We start from the raw sequence: 23743 nt of genomic DNA on the forward strand, positions 1-23743 counted from the left end.
GATCGGGGGAAGGCCCGGCAGCCGTACGACTGCCGGGCCTTCTCGAGTCGCCGACGTCACCGGCGGAACGCCGGTCCGCCGAGCTTCAGCGCGCCGTCACGTGTGGGGCGGTCAGGCGAGCCGCCATTCCTGGTTGGACCATCCCTTGCCGCAGGACCACTGCACGATCCTCGCCTCGTTGGCGGTGTCCCGGCCGTAGACGTCCAGGCACTTGCCGCTGTGCCGGGCGACGACGGTGAAGTAGCCGTTGTCCTTCTGGTCGAGCCGCCATTCCTGGTTGGCGGCGCCGTTGCAGGTCCACTGCACGACCCTGACTCCGTCGGCGGTGTCCCGGCCGTAGACGTCCAGGCACTTGCCGCTGTGCTCGGCGCGGATCGTGTAGTAACCGTCGCTGGTCGCCACGAATCTGAACTCCTGGTTGGGCCACTCGTTGCCGCAGGTCCACTGCACGACCCTGGCTCCGTCGGCGGTGTCCCGGCCGTAGACGTCCAGGCACTTGCCACTGTGGCGGGCGACCAGGTTGGCGACGAACTTCGCCTTCAGCCGGCCGGCCCCGTCGCCGCCGGCGGCGATGGCCGGCGCCGCCAAGGTGAGGGAGCCGGTGAGCAGACAGGCGGCCACCGCCAGTGTCCGACCGGTCAGCGTGAGTGCCATCGAGCCTCCTGAATTTGTGGGAGATCCAGCAAGCCCTTATCTACCATGGAGTATTACTGACTGTAACGATATCTTTCACTGACTGTGACCATCCTGCCGAGGTCGGAACGGTCAAGAGGTGGGCAAGTGACCGTAAGGCAATGGGGATCGGCCCGGTGTCATCCGCCGTGCGTCGGCATCCTGGCGGCGTGACCGTGCCTCCCAGGCTCTCGGTGGTCGTCCCCCTGCACGGCGGGGAGGAACACGCCGAGGAGTGCCTCGAATCCCTACGCGACCAGACCCTCGACGACCTGGAAGTGATCCTCGCCGGTCGCCCGCGGGGTGTTCGCCCCCCCGACCACAGGTTCACGCTCCTCACGCTCGGCGACGGCGGCGACGACCCCGGAACGGCGCGTAACGCGGGAGCGGCCTTCGCCACCGGGCGCTACCTCACCTTCGCCGACCCCGGCTCGGTGGTCCCCGCGGACGCCTACCGCGCGCTGGTCGGCGCCCTCGATCACACCGGCTCCGACCTCGCCTGCGGCCGGATCCGCACCTGGACGCCGCACGCGACGGGCGCGGCAGTGAAGGCCAGGGAGTTCCTGCGCACGCACATCACCCGGCATCCGAAGCTGCTGGACGACCCTCGGGCGGGCGGCACCGTGTTCCGCCGGGAGTTCTGGAACCGGCACGGGTTCGCCTTCCCCGCGGGGCTGGGCGAGGACTTCCCGGTGACGATCCCCGCGCACGTGCTGTCCACCTCGGCCGACGTGCTCGGCGAGGTGGTCTGCCTCACTCGTGGGTCCCGGCCGTCCACCGACCCGCTGCGCCGCCTGCGGGCGATGCTGGAGGTGTCGGACCTGCTCCGGCGGCACGCGCCCGAGCTGCGCACGGCCTACGACCTGCGCCTCGCCGAGGGGCCCGACCTCGAAGCGGTGCTTGACGCCGTACGCGACCGGGTCCCGGACGGGCTCGCCGAGGCCCTGGGCCGTCTCGACCCCGGCGCGCTGGAACGGCTGCCGGTCCTCAGGCGGCTCCGGATCCACCTCGCCGCGCACGACATGACCGGCGAACTGGCGGAGCTGCGGATGTTCGCCGCGTCGGAGATCAGACACCGGGGCGTGCTGCGGCGGGGGCTGAGGCGCCGCCGCTGGTATCTCGACTACCCCTTCCGCAGGGACCCCCGGCTGCCGCGCTCGTTGTTCGACGCCTCCCGCGACCTGCGGCTCGTCGCCTGCGTGGACGACGTACGTCACACGGACGGCAGGCTCGTCCTGGCCGGCCACGCGTACATCGCGCATCTGGACAGCGGGCGCAGCCGGATCGAGCTGTGGCTCCAGCGCGGAGAGGAGCGGATCACCCTGCAGGTGCGGCGGACCAGCAGGCCCGACGTGACCGCGGACTCCCGGCAGTCCGTCGCCTGCCACGACGACTCCGGCTTCGAGACCGTGGTCGCCATCGACGCCCTGCCGTCCGGCCGGTGGGCATTGCACGCGCGGGTCCGGGCGCGGGGCGTCACCCGGGCGGGCCGGGCGCTCGGAACCTCGGGCGAGCGCGTCTTCGACGCCGGGAACGTGCGCGTCAGCCTCACCCGCGACCGGGGGCTCACGCTCGGCCCCCGCGCCGCTGCCAGCCCGTCTCCCGAGCCCGACGGCCGCGCGGACACGGCTCGGCGGACTGAGTCCGCCGGCCAGGTGAACGCGGTCCGGTGGTCGGAGTCCGGCGAGCTGGTCCTGGAGGGGACGGGCCCGTGCCCGGGCGGCCGGATCGTCCTGGAACGCGGCGCGGAGCGGCACTCCTGGCCGGTCCGCCGGGATGAGGAGACATGGACGGCCGCCATCGGCAGGACGGCCGAGGGACTTCCGCTCCGCAGCGGGACCTGGCGCGTGCTCGCCCTGTCACCGGCGGGCGGGGACGAGCGCGTGCGCCTGAGCCCGGCCGTGATCGCCGACCCGCCGCGGCCGCGTGTCACCGGGTTCCACGAGATCTCCGTCCGCACCTCACGCGACGGCGACCTGAGCCTCGCGGTGCGCCCCGCGCTCGGCCCGCACGAGCGCGGGCCGTACGCGACGCGCAGACGGCGGGCGGCGGCGCCGCGCCGCACCGCCCTGCGGAACGCGGCCGTGTTCGACAGCTACGGCGGCGGACAGTACTCGTGCAATCCCCGGGCCGTCTCGGAGGAACTGGCGCGCCGCCATCCGGACACGGAGATCGTCTGGGTCACCCGGGACGGGCAGTTCGCCGTTCCGCCGGGCGTGCGCCTGGTCCTGTACGGCTCGCGCGAGCACGAGGAGGCGCTGCGCACCAGCCGCTTCGTGGTGGCCAACCGGCGCACGCAGCCGGGGTGGTATCGCAAGCCGCGCGGGCAGACGGTCGTGCAGACCTGGCACGGCACGCCGCTCAAGCGGCTGGGCCTCGACCTGGAGGGCATGCCGTACGCACAGCGGGTGCCGCGCGACGAACTGGCGCGGCAGGTGGCGACGTGGGACCTGCTGCTGTCGCCGAGCCCGTTCGCCACCTCCGCGTTGCGCGGGGCCTTCGGCTATGAGGGGGAGATTCTGGAGTCGGGCTACCCGCGCAACGACGTGCTCTTCGACCCCGCGCGCGCCCGTGCGGCCCGCAGGCGGCTGGGCCTGGCCGGGGACCGGCGGGTCATCCTGTACGCGCCGACGTGGCGGGACGACGACGCCGCGGGGAGGCTCGCGCTCGACCCGGTCCGGGCCGCCGGGGCGCTGGGCGACGACGACGTGCTGCTCGTGCGGGCGCATTACCTGGTGGCCAGGGACATGGCGATCCCGAACGGCGACCGCATCCACGATGTCTCGAAATTTCCCGACATGGCGGATCTATTGGCCGCGGCGGATGTGCTGGTCACCGACTACTCGTCGGCGATGTTCGACTTCGCGTGCACCGGCCGGCCCATGGTGTTCTTCGCACCCGATCTGGAGCGCTACCGGGACGAGGTGCGCGGCTTCTACTTCGACTTCGAGGACGAGGCTCCCGGGCCCGTCCTCAGGACCGGCGACGACGTGCTCGACGTGCTGCGGCACGGCGACCTCGGGCCCTTCGCGGCGCGCTACGAGCGATTCGCCCGCAGATACTGCCCCTGGGACGACGGGCACGCCTCGGCGCGCGTGGTCGCGCGCATGCGGCCATGACCCCCGCGCCGCTCCCGCCGTGCCCGGGCGAGGAGCCCGGGCGGAGCGCGCGCCCGGACCGGCCGGGTGTCGTGATCGTCGTACCGGCCGTCTTCGCCCTGGCCGCCGGGCTGTGGGATCTCGGCGGGCCGCCGCCGTGGCGGGACGAGGCGGCCACCGTCAGCGCGGCCGGCCGCACCCTGCCCCAGTTGGCGCACCTGCTGCAGTCGGTCGACGCGGTGCACGGCCTTTACTACGCGCTGATGCACATCGTCGCGGGCCTGTACGGCACCGCCGAGGTGACGTTGCGGATTCCGTCGGTCGTCGCGGGGGCGCTGGCCGCGGCCGGGACCGGCGCGCTCGGCCGGGCGCTCGGCGTCCCCCGGGCGGGCCTGTACGGCGGTGTGCTGCTGGCCCTCATGCCCATCTTCTCCAGGTATGTCCAAGAGGCCCGGCCATATGCGATGACGGCGGCGGCGGGGGTCGGCGTGACCCTGCTGTTCCTGCGCCTGCAGCGGTCGCCCACATCGGCGGTCCTGGCGGCGTACGCGGCGGCGCTGACCGTGCTGGCCTACCTCAACCTGTTCGCGTTCCTGATCGCGGGGGCGCACGGCGTCACCCTGATCCTGTCCAGGGGACCGCTGCTCCGGTGGGCGTGCGCGACGACGCCGGCACTGGCGGCCGTGGCGCCGCTGGCCTGGCTCGGCTCCGGGCAGAGCGCGCAGGTGGGGTGGATTTCCCGGCCGGAGGCGGCGGACGTGGGCAGGCTGGCCGTTCAGCTGTCCGGCGATCTGGGAGGCGCGACGGGCCCCGGCGTGGCCCCGCTGACCTGGGCGCTCGTGCTCTTCGGCCTCGCGTGTGCCGCGGTCGTGGGCGTCCGCCGGGCCCGCGTCGCCCGCTGCGGTGAAGAGCCCGCCGCCATGCGGGGCGGGGAGGCCGCCGCCTGCCGCGCCGAGCATCCCCCGGCCATCGGCGCCACCGGGGAAACGCCTCCCGCCGCAGCGGGGGCGCTCGTGCGGCTGACGGTGCCGTGGCTGCTGGCGCCCGCGCTGGTGCTGCTCACGGTCTCCTGGGCCGTCCATCCCGTCTACGTGTTCCGGTATGTCTTCTGCTGCGTTCCGGCGGCGGCGCTGCTCGCCGGGGCGGGCCTGGCCGCGCTGCCCCCCGGCCTCGCCGCCGCGATGCTGGCCGCCTGGCTCGGCCTGTCTGTTCCCGGGCAGATCGCCACGCGCGGGCCGGACGGCAGGCAGGACGATCCCCGGCCGGTCATGACGTTGCTCGCGTCCGAGGCGAGGCCGGGAGACGGGGTGCTGTTCGTCCCCGCCAAGGTCAGGAAATACGCCGTGGTCTATCCGGCGGTCTTCGGCAGGCTCCGCGACGTGGCGCTGGCCTTGTCACCCGAGCGCGACGGCAGCTTCCCGGGCCGCGAAGTGGGCCCCCGGGCGCTCGCCGCCCGGCTCGCCGGGCTGCGTACGCTCTGGGTCGTCGGCCACACGGGCAAGGACGCGATGCCCGCCCGGCGGCGCGCCCTCGTCGCCCGTTCGTTCGCCCCGGCGGGCCGCTGGATCTTCCGCGGCCTGTTCGTGGACAGGTACGTCCCGCGGCACGCTCACCGCTCGAACGGCGCCGGGGTGGGGAAGTAGGCCTCGAGGAACCGCGCCAGCAGCGCGTCCTGCTCCGGGGTGGTGGGGGCGGTGTCGTTGAGGCAGAACACGTCGTGCCTGCGCCGGGCCAGCATGCGGCGGAGCTTGGCGGGCGTCTTCGGCAGCGACAGGTCGACGTAGGTGTAGTCGACCGTGCCGGGGACCGCACGCCCGCTCAGGTAGCCGTAGTAGTGCGCCAGCGAGGACACCACGGAGATGTCCCGCGACGTGCGGAACCTGCTGCGGGCGGTCGCCGTGAACTCCGCCGCGAAACGCCCCTCCAGCTCGTACATCAACGACCGGCGCAGCGCGTACGGCACGTGCTTGAGCTTCTGCGTGATCGTACGGCCGGTCAGGTCCTCCAGGATGCGCCGGTTGTTCATGCCGGCGGCGTGGACCGGGGACTCCTCGGTCTCCGGCAGGCCGAAGGGCACATGGACGGTGCTGGGGAAGAAGCGGGTGATGCCGTTGCCCTCGAAGAACGTCCGGGGAGGCAGCGGCCGCCCCAGGAAGAAGTCGTCGTTGAAGTACAGGAAGTGCTCGCTGAGTCCGTCGATGTGGTGAAGCTGCGTCTCGATGGCGTGGGAGTTGAACACCGGCAGCACCGACGGGTCGGCGAAGATCTCCTTGTGGTCGACCACCGAGACCATGGGGTGGGAGGTGTCGAGCCACGGCGGCGTCTGGCCGTCGGTGACGATCCAGATCCTGTTGATCCACGGGGCGTACATCAACAGGGAGCGCAGCGAATAACGCAGCTCGTCCCTGCTGGTGAACCGCGCCTCCGTGGTCGCCATCTCGCTCAGTGGGCCGCCGGAGCGCAGCGCCTCGTCGCGCTCGGCCTGGTCCCGGCGGGCCCGCCAGGCCGGGTCGGCGCCGTCCACCCACGTGTAGACGGCGTCGATCGGGAAGTCGATGTCGTCAAGCAGCCGCCGGACGAACTCGGGCCGGGTGCGGTAGGAGCGGGCCCTGCGGGCGGCGCACGCCAGCGGCGTGAACAGCTCCTCGCCGCCGTCCACGGAGGGGCCGTCGGCGGGAACGCGGTCGCAGGCCGGGTTCGGCCGCGGGGCGACGAGTTCGTCGCCCTCCCGCGCCCAGAACTCCAGGTCACAGCCGTTCTCCGGGCCGAGCGTCAGCGTGCGCGAAGGGCTGGAGAAATACATGGCCAGCCGCACGACCCTGGCGTCGCCGAGCAGCGCCGCCGCCCGCCGCACCGGGCGCATCCGGCCGGCGTCCGCCCGGCGGGCCCGTGCCCCCTGCCTGCCGTACGGCTGTCGCGCCGCGAACAGCGGATGACGGCCCGCGGCGAGCGCGGCGAGCGCGCGTGTGCGCTCGTCCTCCGGCACGGCCACCACCGGCGGCCGGTTGGGCAACGGGCGCACACAGAAGTACGGCACACCCGACTCGGTCAGCAGGGCGCACACCACATCCAGCGTCTCGCGCTGGGCCTGGAGCGGACCCGCGTCCGCCCGGATGAGTGCGGCCCGCGGTGCGGGCTCCCACGACGGCAGCCGCCCCTGCAACCGCCGGTACAACGTGACAACGGGCATGGTCTCCCCCTTGACCACGGACTGTAACCGATCCGCGACCGGATTGGCGGATGGTTTACGTAGATGAGGGAGACGGTCAAGAACCGGCAATGAGATGCCCCGCCTGTTACCGAAGAGCAGGCCAACGGCTACCCGTTGTAGTCATTCTTGCCTGCATGGGGGGCTTCACGCTGGACGACATACTCGCGACGCGCAAACCGAGGGACTCGTGGTGGACCGTCTTCATGGTCGATCCGCTCGCCTGCCGGCTCGCGCTGCTCGTGGCTAACCACACTTCGATCACGCCCAACGGACTGACCAGACTGTCCATACTGATCGGCTTCGCCTCGGCGGCCGCGTTCGCGGAGGGCACGCTCGTCGCCGGCGCGGTGCTGTTCTACCTGAGTTTCACGGTCGACTGCATGGACGGGAAGATCGCCAGGCTCAAGGGCACGGGGACGCCCTTCGGCCTGTGGCTCGACTACGTCGGCGACCGGGTGCGGGTGGTCTCCTGCGCCTTCGGCTGGGGATTCGGGGAGTACACCCGGACGGGCGACACGGACGTGGTGCTCGCCGCCGTCGGCGTCGTCGTGCTCGATCTGTTCCGCTACATCAACGGCCCGCAGCTGAAACGGGTCAAGGACGCCACGCGTGCGCTGGTCGAGGCGCGGCTCGAGGGGCAGTGCGTCCTCGCCGAGAGCGTTCTGCGCGCCCGGCCGCGGACCGAGCTGGGGCAGGCCGCCGCGGAGTTCGGCGAGGTCGCCGACGACACCGGCGCCACCGTGGTCGACCTGCAGAAGGCGTTCCACGCCCGTTTCCCCTGGTACGACCGGTTCCGCGTCGCCCTGGTGCGGCGGCGGGTGCGCACCCACGTGGTGAGCGGCATCGAGTTCCACGCCGCGGTCTTCGTCGTGGCCCCGCTGTTCGGGGCCGCGGCCCTGGTGCCGGTCTCGCTCGTGGCCGGCGCGCTGCTGCTGGCGTTCGAGATGAGCCTGGTCTACCGCGTCTGGCTGGCGTCGCGCCAGGTGCCCGGCACCGCCGACGAAAGAGAGAAGATCCTTATCTGACCGGCCGTCTCGGCCGCACCCACACGCTCGTACGGCGTGACGCCGTAGGACCCGCGTCACGAGCCGCGCCCGGGGGAGGGCGGCGGCCGGGCGTCCGGCAATTTCACCACGGGGGATAGAACTCATGCATTCGGACAGACCTGTCTTCGTCGTCGGCTGCCCGCGCTCCGGCACCACCATGCTGCAGCTCATGCTGCACTCGCACCCGCGCATCGCGGTCCCGCCCGAGACGCGGTTCCTCGTCCCGGCCTACTTCTCCCGGCGGTCGTACGGCGACATGCGGCTGGCCGACAACAGGCGCAGGCTGGCGACCTGGATCGCCGAGGGCCGGACCACCAAGTTCCACGAGCTCGGGCTGAGCCGTCCCGACTTCGTCCAGGCGGCCATGCTCGGCCCGGGCAGCTTCGGCTCGGTCATCGGCATGGTCTTCAAGTGCTACGCCGAGCGCTTCGGCAAGCCGCGCTGGGGCGACAAGCGGCCCAGCTACTACCGGCACGTCGAGATGCTGATGCGGATGTTCCCCGACGCGCAGTTCGTTCACCTCGTCAGGGACGGCCGGGACTGCGTCGCCTCGCTCAAGCAGATGCCCTGGTACAAGGCGGACGCCGTGCACGCCATGGCCAACTGGGCCGAGGCCGTCGACTTCGGCCGCCGGCACGCCCGCAAGCTGCCGGCCGACAGCTTCTACGAGCTGCGCTACGAGGACCTCACCGCCGACCCGCAGACCGAGCTGAAGAAGCTGTGCGTGTTCCTCGGCGAGGAGTACGACCCCGGGATGTGCGAGCCCCGCCACATGGCGGAGCTGGCCGTGCCCAAGCACAAGGTGTGGCACAGCAACACGCACGAGGAGGTGACCACCGCCCACTCGGGCAAGTGGGCCTCCCGGCTGGAGCCCTGGGAGGTTTCGCTGTGCGAGGAGGTGCTCGGCGAGCGGCTCACCGCGTACGGCTACGAGCTGAGCGGCGCGCGCAAGCCCGACCGTGAGCACGTCGCGGCGTTCAAGGCGGCGGTGGCCAAGCGCCGCGCGGCGCGGCTGCGCAAGTACAACCGCGACCGGCTCACCCGGCTGCGCGAGCCCGGCCCGATCGCCGCGCTGCTGACCGAGGGCCAGCGGAGGCTCGCCGGCCTGCCCCAGCAGCGCACCCCGGAACTGCTCCCCCGCTGACCTCCACCCCCGCGCCGTGATCGTGTGGTTTGCCGCAGAGAACGCGCCTGCCCGGGCCGTCGTGATCACGCACTTTTATGCGGCGGCGGCAAACTACATGATCACAAAGGGATGTTCGCGGGTGGGGGAGCGACGGAGGATCGTTCGATGAGGCGTGAGCGGAGCGTGTGCGTCTCCCGGCCGGGCTCGGCCCCGCGCACGATGTCGAGGAGCACCTCGGCCGCCTTCGCGCCGAGCTCGTGCACCGGCTGCGCGATCATTGTCAGCGGCGGGTCCATGACCGCCGCCCAGGCGCTGTCGTCGAACCCGATGAGCGCGACGTCGCGCGGATAGGAGAGCCCGGCGGCCCGCAGGGCGCGCAGCGCTCCCGTCACCGCCTCGGCCTCCGTGCAGAACAGCGCGGTGATGCGGTCCGGCAGGGCGAGCATGCGCGCGACCTCCTCGGTCGCCCGCTCCTCGACCTTGCGTCCGACCATCACCAGCGCGGGATCGAACGGGATCCGGGCGTCGTCGAGCGCGTCGAGGTAGCCGCGCAGGCGCTCGCCGTCGGTCCACAGGTTGCGGGACGCCGCGGCCAGCAGCTCGCGCCGGGTCGCCGGCGGCTCCGCCACGGGCGGCCCCCACACGAACCCGATCCGCCGATGCCCGGCCTCGATGAGCCGCTCGACCCCTTCACGGGCGGCGTCGCGGTTGTCGATGACGACCGCGTCGAGATCGAGCGAGGGGACCGCCCGGTCGACGAGGACGACCGGGATGCCGCGGTTCAGCGCCTCCTTGACGTGCCCGACGTCCCGGCCGCTCAGTGCGGCCGAGGCGACGACGATGCCGTCGACGCGCTTGTCGATCAGCACGTTCATCGCGGCGATCTCCTCGTCGAGCTCCTCGTAGGTGCTCAGCACGATCGTGTCGAAGCCGCGGGCTCGGGAGGTGTCGCAGATGCCGCGCACGACGCCGGCGAAGAAGGGGTTGCCGATGTCGGCGACGATCACCCCGATGGTGTGGCTCACCCCGGTCGACATGCTGCGGGCGAGCGCGTTGGCGCGGTAACCGAGCTTCTCGGCCGCCTCCAGCACGCGCTTGCGCAGCTCCGGGCTGACGTGCCCGTACCCCCCGAGGGTGCGGGCCGCGGTCGCCCGGCCGACGCCCGCCTCGGCCGCCACCTCGGAGATGGTCGGCCGACCGGCGGCCTGGCCCCGGTCAGTCGGCATGGCTGGGGTCCCTCACTTCTCGCGATCACGGGATGGCGACATGCTAGCGACCACCGGCCGCCCGTGACCGAACGCGCCTTCGACCAAGCACTGGTCGTGCGCCGATCGGGCGCCGTCGCGCAGGGCGGCCGCGATCATGTCGCCGTCCGGCGCGGCGCCCGCTCGCCAGCCGGCGCGCAGCAGGGACACCGCGAACCCCGCGAGGAACGCGTCGCCGCAGCCCATCGTGTCGGCCATCAGCGCCGGGTCCTCCACGCGGACGGCCGTGGTGGTGAGGGTGACGCGGCCGTCGTACGCGATGGCCCCCTCCTCGCCCCGGGTGGCCAGCGCGAGCGACGCGCCCCGCCGTACGACGTCGGCCAGGAGGGCCCGCGTGGTGTCCTCGCCGAGGTGGGAGCACGACAGCAGGACGAGATCGGTGTGGGGGCAGATCCGGTCGAGATACTCCGGCGTGCGGTACTCGTCCTCGTTGGACAGGTCGTAGCTCACCAGCGTGTCCAGCCGGGCCAGCTTCGGCAGCTCGCCCTCGCTGCCCGAATACACGCTGGAGTGCACCAGGTCGAACGTCGCGGCGTACCCGAGGAGGTCGTCGCCGAGGACGATCGGCTCCCTGGTCGTGACGCCGCCGCCGTTCCAGCCGAGGAAGACCCGGTCGCCGTCGTCCACGCGCAGGGTGGAGAGGCCGCTCTCGCCGGCCCGTACGGCGCAGCGGTCGACGGCGACTCCCTGCGCGGCGATCGACTCCCGGATGAAGCCGCCGAGGTCGTCGTCGCCGAACACCCCAAGATAGGCGGCGTCGGCGCCGAGGCGCCGCGCGTAGACGGCCACGTTCACGCTGTTGCCGCCGGGATACTCGACGCCGCGATCGAGGAACCGGTCGACGACGTTGTCGCCGAAGCCGAGGACTCTCATGGACTCTCTCCTTCAAGGCGGGCCCCCGCGTGAGCGACGCGGGGGCCCTGGGGGCGCGCGGCCGGGCGCGGCGCCGTGATCGGGGGGATCGGCGACGGTCGCCCGTCAGTAGTCCATGACGCGGTAGTAGCGGCGCAGTTCGAGGGAGTGGTCGCGCACCCGCTCCAGGTGCTTGCTCACGCGGCCCGTCGCCACGTCCATGACCAGCGGGCCGAGCAGGCCGCGGAACTCGGGGCTGATCCCCTCGAGGGGGTAGTCCTTGGTGTCGAAGACCGTGACGTCCTTGGAGACGCGCTTGGCGAAGGCCACCGCGCGGTCGGTGAGCGGCCGCGCCTCGTCCTCGCCCTGGAAGACGATGACGCTGGTGTCCTCCTCCAGCAGTTCGAGCGAGCCGTGGAAGAACTCCGCGCTGTGCACCCGGGTGGTGCGCAGCCACTGCATCTCCTCAAGGACGCACATGGAGTACAGGTAGGCGTACGCCCACAGGTTGCCGCCGCCGATGAGGAAGTAGTAGCCGGTGTCCTTGTGGTCGTCGGCGAACCTCTCGGCGACCGGCTCGGTCTGCCTGGCCACGTCCACCAGGATCCGGGGCAGGCCGTCGAGCTCGGCGGCGAACTTCTCGTAGCCGTCGAACTCGCCCCGCCGGGACAGCAGCCGGCCCATGAAGACCAGCATCTGGGGGTCGAAGGGCCACGTCTTGGGCTCGGTGATCAGCGCGACGTCCACCTTCTGGGCGACGGGCGAGTCGGGGTGGCCCGTCATGCCGATGGTGTAGACGCCCCTGGCCTTGCAGTACTCGATGGCACGCACGGTGTCGTCGGTGGTGCCGGAGGCCGAGGTGAAGACCGCGACCGAGCGCTCGCCCAGCGCCGCCTCGCCCGCCGCGATCAGCTCGGCCGCGATGACCGCGCGGACGTCGAACGTGGAGCGCTGCCGGGCCATCCGCTCGTACGGCCACATCTGGGCATAGGTGCCGCCGGCGCCGACCAGGTAGAGGTTGTCGAATCCCTCGTCCACGAGCCGATCGACGAGTTCCTCGATCTGGGGCCGCAACGCCACCGCGCTCGCCATCTGGGAGAGGAATTCCGGCTCGTTGAATCCGAGCATCATCGCGTCCTTTCGGGGATTGCCTGCGGACCGGGGCGCCCTGCTGCCTGATACCGGTATCACGCGGTGGTCACGCTGGCACACGCGACGGGCGGGCGTCAACAGGGGGACGAAGTTTCATTGGCGTTACCAACGTGACCTGCTGTTTCTCTGAGGCAAGCCGATCTGGAAGGTCGACGAAGGAAAAATTCTTGTTAACAGGTCTGGTACCGGTATCACATGCTCTGTACAGTCACCCGTCATCGAGCGGGTCGTGCCGGCGGCGCGTCCCGGCGGATCTGAGGTGCTCCCGCACCGGCGGTCCCTCCTCCCCCCTGAGAGAGAAAGGAAGCCCATGCGCCCTCGCGCACTGACGACGTTCGCGGCACTCGCCGGGACGTCGGTGCTCGCCCTGGCCGGCTGCACCGGCGGCGGCCAGGCGGACAAGGCTCCCGCGGCCGACGCCGCCGCCAAACCCGACTACTCGGGCACGTTGAGCATCCTCACCAAGTTCGCCGGCGACCCTCTCGAGCCCTACTTCGTGGACCTGGCCGCGGAGTACGAGAAGCTCCATCCCGGCGTGAAGATCCAGCTCATCCAGGAGACCGACCAGAGCATCAAGGACAAGACCAAGACGCTGACGGCGTCGAACGCCCTCCCGGACGTCTACTTCACCTGGACCGGCACCTGGGCGGAGAACTTCGTCCGCGGCGGCCGCGCGGCGGACCTGACCAAGGTGATCGGGCCCGGCACGGAGTGGGGCAAGACCTTCAGCGAGGGGGCGCTGTCGGCCTTCGCCTACGACGGCAAGTACTACGGGATCCCGCTGTACGGCAACGGCAAGTTCATGGGCTACAACAAGGCCGCCTTCGCCAAGGCCGGGGTCGAGGTGCCCAAGACGTTCGAGGAGCTGATCGCCGCCTGCGGCCCGCTGCGCAAGGCCGGGTACGAGCCGATCTCCTTCGGCAACAAGGACGGCTGGCCGGCTCTGCACTACCTGCAGCAGCTCTTCGCGTACAACGTGCCGACGGCCGCCTTCGACGCCGATCTCAAGCCCGCGACGGCCAAGCTCGACGACCCCGGCTACGTGAAGGCCCTCGGCCAGTTCAAGACCCTGGTCGACACCTGCACCGACACCAAGACCGGCACCAACGGCGTGCTGTACACCTCGGCGCAGGAGGCGTTCGCCGACGGCAAGTCCGCGATGTACTACCAGGAGATCCTGGAGTTCGACAACGAGACCGCCAAGGGCAAGCTCCCCACCGGCGACTTCGGCATCTTCCAGCTTCCGGCGCCGCAGGGCGCGGCAGGAGACCCGGCGATCGTCGAGGGCTCTCCCGAGGGGTATCTCGTCAACGCCGCCTCGCCGCGCATCCCGCTCGCCGTCGACTTCATGAAGTTCGTCACGAGCACGAAGAACGCCCAGACGCTCTCGTCGCCGCCGTACGGCCAGCCGAGCACGGTCGTCGGCGCCGTCACGCCCGACACCTCGAGCAAGGCGGTGTACGAGGGCATCGAACTCGTCAACAAGGCGCCGAAGCTGGCCGTCTGGCTCGACACGGTCACCGTCCCCGAGGTCGCCGACGCGTGGCTGTCCGGCGGCGAGGCGCTGATCACCGGCAGCAAGACCCCCGAGCAGGTGGTCGAGAGCGTCCGCCAGGCCTCGGCTGCGGCGAAGTAGCCGGGGAGGGCAGGCCGGTGCGCGCCATGAGCAGACGGGCCGCCGGGCTCGCGTGGGTGGTCCCCGCCCTCGCGCTGGTCGGAGTGTTCGTGTACTTCCCGCTGGTGGAGAACTTCGGGTTCAGCACGCTCAAGTGGGACATCTTCAGCGGGAGCCAGAAGTACGTCGGGCTCGGCAACTACGCAAAGCTCGTGGACGACCCGGTCTTCTGGAAGTCGCTCGGCAACAACGTGCTCTACGCGGTGGTGTCGATCGTGTTCCAGGTGTTCGGCGCGATCGTGCTGGCCGCCCTCATCGAGGGCGTGCGCAGCGAACGATGGCAGCGGGCTCTGCGGGCGGTCTACTTCATCCCCAGCGCGATCTCGCTGACCGTCGCCGGCCTGCTCTTCTACTTCATCTACGAGCCCAACCTCGGGCTGCTGAACCACCTGCTGCAGGCGATCGGCCTCGACGGGCTGCGCCACTCCTGGCTCGGCGAGGAGGGCACGGCCATGCCGGCGATCATCGCGATGAGCCAGTGGCAGGGCTTCGGCTACTCGACCCTGCTGTTCGCCGTCGCCATCCAGCGCATCCCGCGTGAGATCTACCAGGCCGCGGCGCTCGACGGCACCGGCCCGGTCCGCCGCTTCTGGCACGTGACCCTGCCCCTGGTACGCGAGATGACCGGCGTGATGATCATGATCACGATCTCGGGGGCGTTCCAGGTCTTCAACGAGGTCATGGTCATGACCAGCGGCGGGCCCGACAACTCGACACAGGTGCTGGGCACCTGGTTGTACCGCAGCGGCTTCGTCCGCAACGACTTCGGCTACGCGGCCGCGATCGCGACGGTCATCTTCGTGATCACGCTCGTCATCGCCGTCGCGCAACTGTGGGTCGCGCGCAGGAGAAGGGTGGAGTGGTGAGCCGTCTCGGTTTCCTCGGGGTGATCGCCCGCCTGTTCCTGTGGGCGTTCCTGATCTGTCTCGCCGTGGTGGTGATCTATCCGCTGCTGTGGATGCTGGTCAACGGGTTCAAGACCAATTCGGAGATCTTCGGCAACCCCTTCGCGCTGCCCTCCCACTGGAGCTTCGACAGCTATCGGAAGGCGTGGAACCGCGGGGTGAGCAACTACCTCACCACCAGCGTCCTGGTCACCGTGACGTCGACCGTCGCGACCGTGTTCGTCAGCGCGTGGGCGGCGTACGGACTCACCCGGGTGAACATCCCGTTCGGCAAGCTGGTCACCGGCGTGATCCTGGGCGGGCTGATGCTCGCCCCGAGCGTGGCGCTGGTGCCGCTGGTGAAGATGTTCCAGGCCATGGGGCTGTACAACAGCTTCTGGGCGCTGCTCATCCTCTACACGGCCTTCCGGGTGCCGTTCACCACCTTCCTCATCCGGGCGTACATGCTGGACCTGCCGCGCGAGGTGGACGAGGCGGCGGAGATGGACGGCTGCGGGCGCTGGACCGCGTTCTGGCGGATCACGCTCCCGATGTGCAAGCCGATCATTGTCTCGACGGTCCTGCTGCACATCCTGTTCGCCTGGAACGAGTACCTGTTCGCCATGGTGTTCACCAGCGGCGCCGGCGTGCAGACCCTTCCCGTCGGCCTGATGAGCCTGATGAGCAAGCACGGCACGGAGTTTCCCGTCGTGTTCGCCGGCATGACGATCGCCGCCGTCCCGGTGGTGCTGCTGTTCTTCGCCGGCCAGCGCTACATCGTGAAGGGCCTCGCCGACGGAGTCGGCAAATGAGCACTGCCGACGGAGTCGGCAAATGAGCTCCTCCGTCGGAGCCGGAGAATGATCGTGGAATCCTCGCGTACGACAGGAGTGCCGATGTCCTTGCCCCGGATCACCGGATCGAACTTCTCCTATCAGCACCTGCCGTTCGACCGGTTCCTCGACGACGCGGCCGGCCTCGGCCGCGAGGAGGTGGAGCTGTGGGGCATCGCCCCCCACTTCCACGTGCCGCAGGTGAGCGACGCCGAGGCCCGCGCCGTACGCCGCCGGGCCGCCTCCCGTGGCCTGCGGGTGCGCTGCCTGACCCCGGAGCAGGTGATGTACCCGGTCAACATCGCCTCGGCCGACACCCGGCTGCGCGCCTCCAGCGTCGCGATGTTCCGCCGGGCGGCCGAGCTGTGCGCGGAGCTGGGCGCCGAGCTGCTCCTGCTCACGCCGGGCCGGGGATACGAGGACGAGCCGGTGGAGGCGGCGTGGCGCCGGTCCGCCGACGCGATCGGCGAGATCGCCGGGTACGCCGAGGGATTCGGGGTGACGGTCGTGCTCGAAGCGCTCCAGCGGGTGGAGTCGAACCTCCTCAACGACTCGCGGGCGCTCGCCCGCATGCTGGACGAGGTCGGCGCGCCGAACCTCGCCGCCGTGCTCGACACCGTGGGCATGGCGGTCGCGGGCGAGAGCGTGGACGACTACTTCGACGCGCTCGGCGACCGGGTCCGCCACGTGCACCTCATCGACGGCAGCCCGGCCGGGCACCTGGCGTGGGGCGACGGGGAACTGCCGCTCGCCGAGTATCTCGCCGCGTTCGCCCGCCGGGGCTACGACGGGTTCATGACCTTCGAGCTGTTCGGCGACGGCACCTACGCCTACGCCCCCCGGCCCGTCGTCGAACGCTGCCTGTCCGCCGTGGAGGCCGCCCTCACGGCGGCTCCGTAGCCGGTTGGCACGGTCAGTCTCGCGAGCGGACCGGCCACTCCCGCTCGCCCGACGCCGTTCCCGCCGCCTGGGCGGGCAGCAGGATCCCCGCCCAGAGGTCGCTGCTTCTCGCGGTCACCGTCACGTCGCCCTCCGCCGGGGGAGTGGCAGGCGTGATCGGGTGAACAGCGCGCCGCCGAGCGCGGCCAGCAGGGGAAGCGCCACGACGAGCAGGCCGATGAGCGGCCACGGGACGACGAGCGCGGGAGTCTTCTCCCCGTGCATCAGCACGGGCACCCCGTCGGGCCGCACCAATATCCAGGCGTCCCGCCGGGAGGGGATCCGCGTCGCGGCGATGCCGGGCGGCAAACCGGCCAGCACTCCCACGGTGGTGCCGAGCAGCGCGATCACCAGGGCCTGGCCCGCGACGACGGCCCGCCTCACCCGCGGGTCCGCCCCCACCGCGGCCATGACCTCCAGGTCGGGCCGGGCCTCGACGGCGGCCAGCGCGGTCGCGACGAACGTCATTCCCAGAACGAGCACGGCGGCCGCGACGGCCAGCACGAGCAGAACCACCGAGTCTTCGGCGGGCCCGCGCGGCGACTCGAGCCGCACCGCCGCGTGGGACGTGACGGCCTCCACCGCCGCGGCGATCCGGTCCGCCGTAGCCCGCGGCGTCCGATAGTCCGCAGGGTTCACCGCGAGCACGGAGGTGACGGTGCCGTATCCCGCCTTCTCGATGACTTCCGGCGCGACCACCGCACGCGCCCAGCCCTGACCGGCGGGCGGCACTCCGACGGCCGGCAGGGAGAGGGACACGGGCTCGCTCAGGGCCGTCGCGTCCCGGCTCATCAGCTGTACCTCGATTCTGTCCCCGTGGACGGTCGCGGGATTGAGCACGACGGCCTTTCCCGCGCGCAGCGCCGCCACCGCCCTCGGATCCTCGCGTCCCAGCATGTAGCGCAGCAGGCTCTCGTCTCCGGCCAGGAGCCCTCCGCTCTCCCCGTCCAGGGTGCGGTGCGGCAGATCGCTCCGCGTGACCGGCGCCGCCAGGCTCACCCCGAGCGGCAGGCCGGCCTTCGTCGCGAGAGCCCGCCCTTCCACGAGCGGCACGTCCGCCGGGAGTTCCCGCCGTATGACGGCGCGGACGCGGTCCCACAGCTGCGGGGTCAGATCGGATCCGGTGACCTGCAACGCGCCTGTCGGGCCCTGCGGCTGGTCACGCTCGAGCGTCGGCCTGTGCGCGAGCGCGGTCGCCCAGGTGATGCCCGCCGCGGTGAGCACCACGACCGTGGTCATCACCGCGGCGACGGCGGGCGCCGTACGGCCCCTGTTGCGTACGGCGTCCCTGGCGGCGAAGCGGAGCGGCAGGGGGAACCGGGCGGCGACCCGGCCGACCATCGCGACGAGGGCCGGCACCAGGGCCACCAGCCCCAGCTGGGTGAGCAGCGCCGAGGCGGCGATCCAGTGGACGCCGTGCCCGGCGCTCACCGCCGTCGCCGGGACGCCCGCGACGACGAGCACCGCCCCCAGCAGCGGACGGCCCGCCCGGTCGCGGCGCCGCTCACGCCTGCCGGACAGCACCGCCACCGCGTCCGTACGGCCCGCGCCGATGGCCGGAGCGAGGGCGGCCAGCAGCCCGGCGACGACGCCCAGCACCGCGATCAGCGCCACCGGAGTCCACAGGACGGTGACCGGGCCCGCCAGCGACTGCGCCCACAGTTCGAGACCGGGCATCGCGAGCGGCACCGCGGCGATGCCGATCGCGGCCCCGGCCACGGCGCCGGCGACGCCGAAGAGCAGGCCGTCGGCCAAAGCGATCATGCGGAGCTGCGCGGGGGAGCCGCCCTGCGCGGCGACCAGCGCGAACTCGCGGGCCCTGCGCCGCCGGCCGACGGCGAAGGCGGGCCCGGCCGCGAGGACGACCTGTAACAGCGCGATCCCGGTCCACGGGAGCACGGGCAGGGTGGAGGAGTCGAATCTGAGGTCGTAGCGCGGCTCGGCCGCCGAAGCGCGCTCGACCTCTGCCCGGCTGACGACCAGGAGGCCGCGCGCGTTGAGTCGCCGGACGTCGGCCCACGACAGCGGGCGCGGTGCGTCCACGAGCCAGCTGTGCGTCATGTGACTCGGATTGGCGAGTTCGAAAGCGGGTTCGGGCAGGCTGCCGGGGAAGGCGACGACGTCGGGCCACATCCCCGTCGGCGAGAACAGGGCGACGCCGACGATCCGCAGCGGACGCCGCTCCTCCCCGGCGAGAAGCGTCGCGCCCGGCCTCACCTGCGCGTCGAGCCTGGGGACGGAGATGACGGCCTCGCCGGGAGCGGCGGGGAGCCTGCCCTCCGTGAGCCGGAAGGTGCCCTGGGACATCGGGTCGCGCAGATCCACCTGCCGGATGGTGCCCGTCTCGTAGCCTCCGGGGGCGAGATAACGGACGAACTGCTGTGACATCGGAATCAGACGGCTGCCGGGGAGGAGCCCGGCGATCTCCGCCCGAGTGTACGGCGTCACGTTCGTGCGCCGCTCCGCGTGGATCTCCCCTCCCCACGCGTCATGGCTGATCTCCACCCCGTGGGCGCCCTGCACCAGCGCGTCGGCCCGGCCGAGTGCGTAGTTCCCGTGCTCCTCGGCGAACATGGTGGACAGGGCGGTCAGCGCGAAGGTGGCCACGGCGACGGGTAGCGCGAGCATCGCGAGGATCAGCGCGCTGCGTCCCTTGGAGCGCCAGGCGGTGCGGCGCGAGATCCGCAGCGCCGCGCGCAGGCCCCTCATCGCGCGCTCACCGCGCCCAAGCCGCCCGTACCGCCCAAGCCGCCCGTGCCGCCCAAGCCGTCCGCGTCGTCCGTGCCGTCCGCGTCGTCCGTGCCGGACGAGTCGGTGATCCGTCCGTCCCTGAGGAAGACGACGCGGTCGGCCCAGGCGGCGTACCGCGGTTCGTGGGTGACCAGCAGCACCGCCGCCCCGGCGTCGGCGCGCTGCCGGAGCACCTGGATGATCTCGTCACCGGTCCGGGTGTCGAGGGCGCCGGTCGGCTCGTCCGCGAGGAGCAGGCGGCGCTCGCCGACGAGCGCCCGGGCGATGGCGGCCCGCTGCCGCTGCCCGCCCGACAGATCGTCGGGGAACCGGTCGCCCAGGTCCGCGAGGCCGACCTCCTCCAGCACCTCCAGGGCTTCCCGTCTGGCCGTCCCGGCACGGACGCCGTCCAGCTCGCGTGGCAGCGCGACGTTCTCGGTCACCGTCAGCGACGGAATGAGGTTGAGGTCCTGGAAGACGTAGCCGGCGCTCCGGCGGCGCAGCTCCGCCAGCCGCTTGGGCGACAGTGCGCTCAACTCGCGGCCTTCGAGGAGCACGGACCCCTCCGTCGGCCGGTCGAGCCCGCCCGCCAGGTTCAGCAGGGTCGACTTGCCGGACCCGGACGGTCCCATGACGGCGACCAGCTCGCCGGCCCGCACGTCCAGGCTGACGCCCGCGAGGGCGGGCACGGCGTGCGGCCCCTCGCCGTGGATCCGGACGACGCCGACGAGACGGACGATCGGCTCGCCGTCCGGAACGGGTAACCGGTCCGGGGGGTGGTGTTCAGTCACGGATGCTCCTTGGTAGGGCGGATGAGCAGGGCCTCGCAGTGGTCGAGCCAGCGCTGCTCCGCTTCCGCGTGGAAGATCATCGAGTCGAGGACGAGGCGCTGTGCGGCCTCCGCGGACGCGTCGAGGCCGCGCTTGGCGCGGGTGAGCTCCTGCAGGCCGCGCATCGTCGCGGATCGCTGGACCGCGATGACCGACGCCGCGTCCACACCGGGAGTGGTGACCGCCATCGCGAGCTTGATGACGAGCTCGTCACGGGGCCGGTCGGTCCGGGAGACGGGTTTGGCGAACCACTGGCCGAGCTCGTCGCGGCCGTCCTGGGTGATGGCGTACCGGACCCGGCCCTGCTCGTCCTGGTCGTCCTGGTCGTCGCGGGACACCAGGCCGTCGCGTTCGAGGCGGGACAGCGTCGTGTAGACCTGCCCGATGTTCAGTGGCCAGGTCGTCGCCGTGGACGCCTCGAACTCGGTTTTGAGCTGGTAGCCGTAACGCGGGCCCTGGCTGAGCAGGGCGAGCAGGCCGTGTCGCACCGACATGAATACTTAGTATGCATACTGAGTATGCGTGGCGCCACTTGGAACCGGAACCACCGCGACGCCCGCGCTGAGCCGCGCATGTGCCGCGACGTCGCGGCCGGGCGGGTCGCCAGGGACGCCAACGAACCGAGTCCGGCGGATTCGGTCCGCCTGACTCGGTTCGATCACCCGGTTCTCGCCGGGTACGGCCGTTGACGGGTGCCTGCGGCGCGGGGCCGTGGGTTCGCGGACGTACGGCCCCGGGATGATCAGGCGTTGCGGTAGGCGTGGACGGCCAGGGCGCCGATGTAGGCCCAGGCGAGGATGACGGTGCCCGTGAAGGCGAGGTTGGCCCAGACGGCGCCGGCGCCGGCGGCGACGGTGAGGAACCCGGCGGCGGTCAGGGTGCCGGTCGCCGCGGAGAGGCGGGCCCAGGCGGTGCGGCCGTCCCGGGCGAAGCGGCGGGCGAGGACGAAGCAGGCGGCGGCCAGGCAGTGAAGCCGATGCCGCCCGCGGCCAGGTGGGCGATGCCGTGCCAGGTGACCTCACCCGTGGGCACACCATGGGGGAAGCCCGAAGCGGGATTTTTTCAGCGGGGCCGTCACCCCCGCCGTCGCCCCTGCCGCACCGGGGACGCCGACCCCACCGACCCGCCGTGGCGGGTCAGCGGCGGATGGCCTTGGCGAGGATGGCGACGAAGGCCGCGAACCCGAGACCCCCGACGAGGATGGGTGCCATGACGACCGCGTCGGGATCCGGCCCGGTCAGGTAGCGGATGCCCATGCCGATGAACAGCAGGCCGCACAGCAGGGACATCCAGTTCGTCCGGTGCACCCGGCGCGGGCGCTCGGGCTGCGACTCAGGGTGGGACTCAGGCCGCACGGCGCACCTCCACGTCGCCGAGTCCGGCCTTGACGTGCAACTCGATCGTCGGGGCGTCGCCCTCGACGGGCGTCTCCGGCTCCAGGACGCGGTCGAACCGTACGTCCGTGCCGTCCTCGACCCTGTGATCGATCTTCACCTCGCCCAGCTTGGCGGAGCCGTGCACCTCCACGCGGGCGGACGTCGGAACGATCACCGTGAGCTGTCCCAGCGACACCGACGCGTCGAACCTGAGCCGGACGCCGGGCCTGAGCGTCACGTCGCTCAGGTCGAGCTTGCCCTCGCCGAGGCCCAGTTCATAGGTGCCGGGCGACTGGACGGAGCCGACGGGATGCCAGACGAAGTTGCCGACCTTGCGGGGGATGCCGTTCACCGTCGAGCTGCCGACCAGCACGAGGGCTACGATCGTCCCGGTGGCGATCAGACCCGCGCCCCGGCCGAACCACGCCGCGACGAGCAGGCCCGCCCCGATCGTGACCAGGACCGCCCCGCCGACGACCGGCAGGCCGACCGAGCCGGAGCCGGTCCGCTGCATGGTGACCATGATCCCTCCAACGATCAGGGCGAGGCAGATGGTGAGGCCGCCGACGAACGACCTGGGACGCTTGGGCTTCGCCGGCCGCGGAGGCGGGGGCACAGGCGGTCCGTACGGGCTCGGCGGGTAGGGCGAAGCGTAGGGCTGGTACGCCTCCGGCCTGCTGTAGGGGCCGTGCGGGGCGAAGGGCTCCCCGGCTCCGTATCCGTGCCCTCCGGCCCCGTGTCCTCCAGATCCGTGTCCTCCAGATCCGAGTCCGCCCGTACGGTGCTGCCGGGGCTCCCGGGCGCCATGACCGTACGCGCCCGCTCGCGCCTCACGGGCCAGGTCCGACAGCCGCCGGTACCCGTCGCCGGCCGGAGCCTCGGAGACGGAGGGCCCCGGTGCTCCGGACGCCCAGCCGCCCGGCGCCCCGGAAACGCCCGGTCCGGGAGTGCTCGGGCCCGGGGTGTACGCGTCGGGGGCGGGCTCCGCGGCCAGGCGGGCGACGGGTTCGAAGGGCCTGGTCGGCGGGTCGGCGTCGGCCCGCCCGGCCGACGCAGGCGTGTCCTCGGCGACGGCGTCCTGGACGATCGTGTCGTCGGCGGCCCTGTCCGCCGCGACCGGGTCCTGGATGATCGTGTCGTGGATCGCGGTGTCGTCCGCGGCTGTGTCCCCGGCCGTGTCCTTGGCCGTGTCCTTCCCCGCGGTGTCCTTTCCGGCCGGGTCCTGGATCGCGGTCTCCTGGACCATCGCGTCCTGGATCGCGGTGTCGTCCGCTGCCGCGCCGGGGGCGGCCGGGCCGTGGCCCGCGACGTCCTTGGGCGGGTCCTGTGACGCGTGCGCCTGTGACGCCGGCGTCTCGCGTAGCGGTGTCTCCTGCGCCGGCGCTCCCGGCCCGTACGGCTCCCGGGCGGGAGGCCGGGTGAAGGGCGCGAACGGCGCGAAGTTCGAGGGGGTCCGGGTCATGCCGCGGCGTCCGGTCGCCCGGTCGGGCATCGACTTGGCCATCGTCAGCAGGTCGACGCCGCGCGCGTGGGCGGCCATCAGCACGATGGCGAGCAGCGTGCCGACCACGATCGTGCCGCGGTTGATCCCCCCGGAGGCGACGTTGATGATCAGGCCGAACGCGAAGACCGCGGCGAGCAGCGCGAGCACGGTCTCGGCGTCGAACAGCCGCCGGGTCCACTGCTCCAGGTGCCCGGGGCCGCCGCCCGGCTGGCGCATCAGCAGGAACGCCGCGACGTACAGCATGACGCCGATGCCGGAGGCGAGGACCAGCACCGCGAAACCGACCCGGAAGAGCACGGGGTCCATGCCCGTGAACCTGCCGAGACCCGCACAGACGCCCGTGATCATGCGCCCGTCGCGGGAACGGCTCAGCACCTTCTCGGGCTCGGGCGTGCCGGCGGAGTCGGGAGCGGGGGTCGGTGGTGCCTCGGTCATGGTCCCATCCTGGCCTCGACGGCCATACCCCTGCCATCGGGGGAACCCCTGACTCGTCCCCGACCCCTCAGGGACGGCGTCAGGGCATGCCCTGATGCGCTCATGCTCTGTGACG

Annotated in this window: 19 protein-coding genes; 9 read left to right on the forward strand and 10 right to left on the reverse strand. The window is 72.0% G+C overall.

The window, feature by feature from the left end; genetic code table 11:
* Positions 1-111 precede the first annotated feature (111 nt).
* Positions 112-654 carry an RICIN domain-containing protein gene (locus AB0O28_RS12585; RefSeq protein ID WP_363639331.1) on the reverse strand — a complete coding sequence of 181 codons (543 nt, stop codon included), beginning with the start codon at positions 652-654 and terminating at the stop codon, positions 112-114.
* 188 nt (positions 655-842) lie between these two features.
* Between AB0O28_RS12585 and AB0O28_RS12590 the strand changes: the two genes are divergently transcribed.
* The gene (locus AB0O28_RS12590) at positions 843-3791 is read left to right on the forward strand and encodes a bifunctional glycosyltransferase family 2 protein/CDP-glycerol:glycerophosphate glycerophosphotransferase (protein ID WP_363639333.1); all 2949 of its coding nucleotides are present in this window, start codon (positions 843-845) and stop codon (positions 3789-3791) included.
* A gap of 71 nt (positions 3792-3862) precedes the next feature.
* Positions 3863-5413, forward strand: a complete 1551-nt coding sequence (locus AB0O28_RS12595) for a hypothetical protein (protein WP_363639335.1) — start codon at positions 3863-3865, stop codon at positions 5411-5413.
* Here the strand turns inward: AB0O28_RS12595 and AB0O28_RS12600 are convergent.
* On the reverse strand, positions 5380-6960 hold the full coding sequence (locus AB0O28_RS12600; protein WP_363639337.1) for a stealth family protein: 1581 nt from the start codon (positions 6958-6960) through the stop codon (positions 5380-5382). The genes AB0O28_RS12595 and AB0O28_RS12600 overlap by 34 nt on opposite strands.
* Positions 6961-7115: 155 nt before the next feature.
* Here AB0O28_RS12600 and AB0O28_RS12605 point away from each other — a divergent pair, with 155 nt between their 5' ends.
* Both AB0O28_RS12605 and AB0O28_RS12610 read left to right on the forward strand, forming a co-directional pair.
* The gene (locus AB0O28_RS12605) at positions 7116-8006 is read left to right on the forward strand and encodes a CDP-alcohol phosphatidyltransferase family protein (RefSeq protein ID WP_363639339.1); all 891 of its coding nucleotides are present in this window, start codon (positions 7116-7118) and stop codon (positions 8004-8006) included.
* A gap of 124 nt (positions 8007-8130) precedes the next feature.
* Positions 8131-9171 carry a sulfotransferase gene (locus tag AB0O28_RS12610; RefSeq protein ID WP_363639341.1) on the forward strand — a complete coding sequence of 347 codons (1041 nt, stop codon included), beginning with the start codon at positions 8131-8133 and terminating at the stop codon, positions 9169-9171.
* A gap of 101 nt (positions 9172-9272) precedes the next feature.
* Here the strand turns inward: AB0O28_RS12610 and AB0O28_RS12615 are convergent, their stop codons facing one another.
* The 3 genes from AB0O28_RS12615 to AB0O28_RS12625 form a co-directional block, all read right to left on the reverse strand.
* Positions 9273-10379, reverse strand: a complete 1107-nt coding sequence (locus tag AB0O28_RS12615) for a LacI family DNA-binding transcriptional regulator (RefSeq protein ID WP_363639343.1) — start codon at positions 10377-10379, stop codon at positions 9273-9275.
* A 12-nt stretch (positions 10380-10391) separates the two neighbouring features.
* The gene (locus AB0O28_RS12620; protein WP_363639345.1) at positions 10392-11291 is read right to left on the reverse strand and encodes a PfkB family carbohydrate kinase; all 900 of its coding nucleotides are present in this window, start codon (positions 11289-11291) and stop codon (positions 10392-10394) included.
* 105 nt (positions 11292-11396) lie between these two features.
* The gene (locus AB0O28_RS12625; protein ID WP_363639347.1) at positions 11397-12401 is read right to left on the reverse strand and encodes an SIS domain-containing protein; all 1005 of its coding nucleotides are present in this window, start codon (positions 12399-12401) and stop codon (positions 11397-11399) included.
* A 331-nt stretch (positions 12402-12732) separates the two neighbouring features.
* Between AB0O28_RS12625 and AB0O28_RS12630 the strand changes: the two genes are divergently transcribed.
* The 4 genes from AB0O28_RS12630 to AB0O28_RS12645 all read left to right on the forward strand — a co-directional run bounded on the left by AB0O28_RS12630 (position 12733) and on the right by AB0O28_RS12645 (position 16714).
* Positions 12733-14058 carry an extracellular solute-binding protein gene (locus AB0O28_RS12630; protein WP_363639349.1) on the forward strand — a complete coding sequence of 442 codons (1326 nt, stop codon included), beginning with the start codon at positions 12733-12735 and terminating at the stop codon, positions 14056-14058.
* 26 nt (positions 14059-14084) lie between these two features.
* Positions 14085-14963, forward strand: coding sequence for a sugar ABC transporter permease (locus tag AB0O28_RS12635; protein WP_363639351.1), 879 nt, complete (start codon positions 14085-14087; stop codon positions 14961-14963).
* Positions 14960-15793 (forward strand): carbohydrate ABC transporter permease, encoded by an 834-nt coding sequence (locus tag AB0O28_RS12640; protein ID WP_363639353.1) that lies wholly within the window; start codon positions 14960-14962, stop codon positions 15791-15793. Before AB0O28_RS12635 ends, AB0O28_RS12640 begins: the two co-directional genes overlap by 4 nt.
* An 84-nt stretch (positions 15794-15877) precedes the next feature.
* Positions 15878-16714, forward strand: coding sequence for a TIM barrel protein (locus tag AB0O28_RS12645; protein WP_363639355.1), 837 nt, complete (start codon positions 15878-15880; stop codon positions 16712-16714).
* Positions 16715-16834: 120 nt separating this feature from the next.
* Here the strand turns inward: AB0O28_RS12645 and AB0O28_RS12650 are convergent, their stop codons facing one another.
* Genes AB0O28_RS12650 through AB0O28_RS12660 form a run of 3 tightly spaced genes read right to left on the reverse strand, consistent with a single transcriptional unit; the run spans position 16835 to position 20807 of the window.
* Positions 16835-19462, reverse strand: coding sequence for an FtsX-like permease family protein (locus tag AB0O28_RS12650; protein ID WP_363639357.1), 2628 nt, complete (start codon positions 19460-19462; stop codon positions 16835-16837).
* Positions 19459-20274, reverse strand: a complete 816-nt coding sequence (locus AB0O28_RS12655) for an ABC transporter ATP-binding protein (RefSeq protein WP_363639359.1) — start codon at positions 20272-20274, stop codon at positions 19459-19461. Before AB0O28_RS12655 ends, AB0O28_RS12650 begins: the two co-directional genes overlap by 4 nt.
* Positions 20271-20807 (reverse strand): PadR family transcriptional regulator, encoded by a 537-nt coding sequence (locus tag AB0O28_RS12660; protein ID WP_363639361.1) that lies wholly within the window; start codon positions 20805-20807, stop codon positions 20271-20273. The genes AB0O28_RS12655 and AB0O28_RS12660 overlap by 4 nt, the downstream gene beginning before the upstream one ends.
* Before the next feature lie 315 nt (positions 20808-21122).
* On the opposite strand from AB0O28_RS12660, the gene AB0O28_RS12665 reads away from it, so the two are divergent.
* The gene (locus tag AB0O28_RS12665; RefSeq protein WP_363639363.1) at positions 21123-21284 is read left to right on the forward strand and encodes a hypothetical protein; all 162 of its coding nucleotides are present in this window, start codon (positions 21123-21125) and stop codon (positions 21282-21284) included.
* 165 nt (positions 21285-21449) lie between these two features.
* Here the strand turns inward: AB0O28_RS12665 and AB0O28_RS12670 are convergent, their stop codons facing one another.
* Both AB0O28_RS12670 and AB0O28_RS12675 read right to left on the reverse strand, forming a co-directional pair.
* Positions 21450-21668 (reverse strand): hypothetical protein, encoded by a 219-nt coding sequence (locus tag AB0O28_RS12670; RefSeq protein ID WP_363639365.1) that lies wholly within the window; start codon positions 21666-21668, stop codon positions 21450-21452.
* A complete protein-coding gene (locus AB0O28_RS12675; RefSeq protein ID WP_363639367.1) occupies positions 21658-23628 on the reverse strand; it encodes a PspC domain-containing protein in 1971 nt (656 codons plus the stop codon). Before AB0O28_RS12675 ends, AB0O28_RS12670 begins: the two co-directional genes overlap by 11 nt.
* Between the last annotated feature and the right edge of the window lie 115 nt (positions 23629-23743).

Origin of the sequence: Microbispora sp. NPDC088329, from assembly GCF_040685655.1 — a bacterium.
GTDB lineage: Bacteria > Actinomycetota > Actinomycetes > Streptosporangiales > Streptosporangiaceae > Microbispora.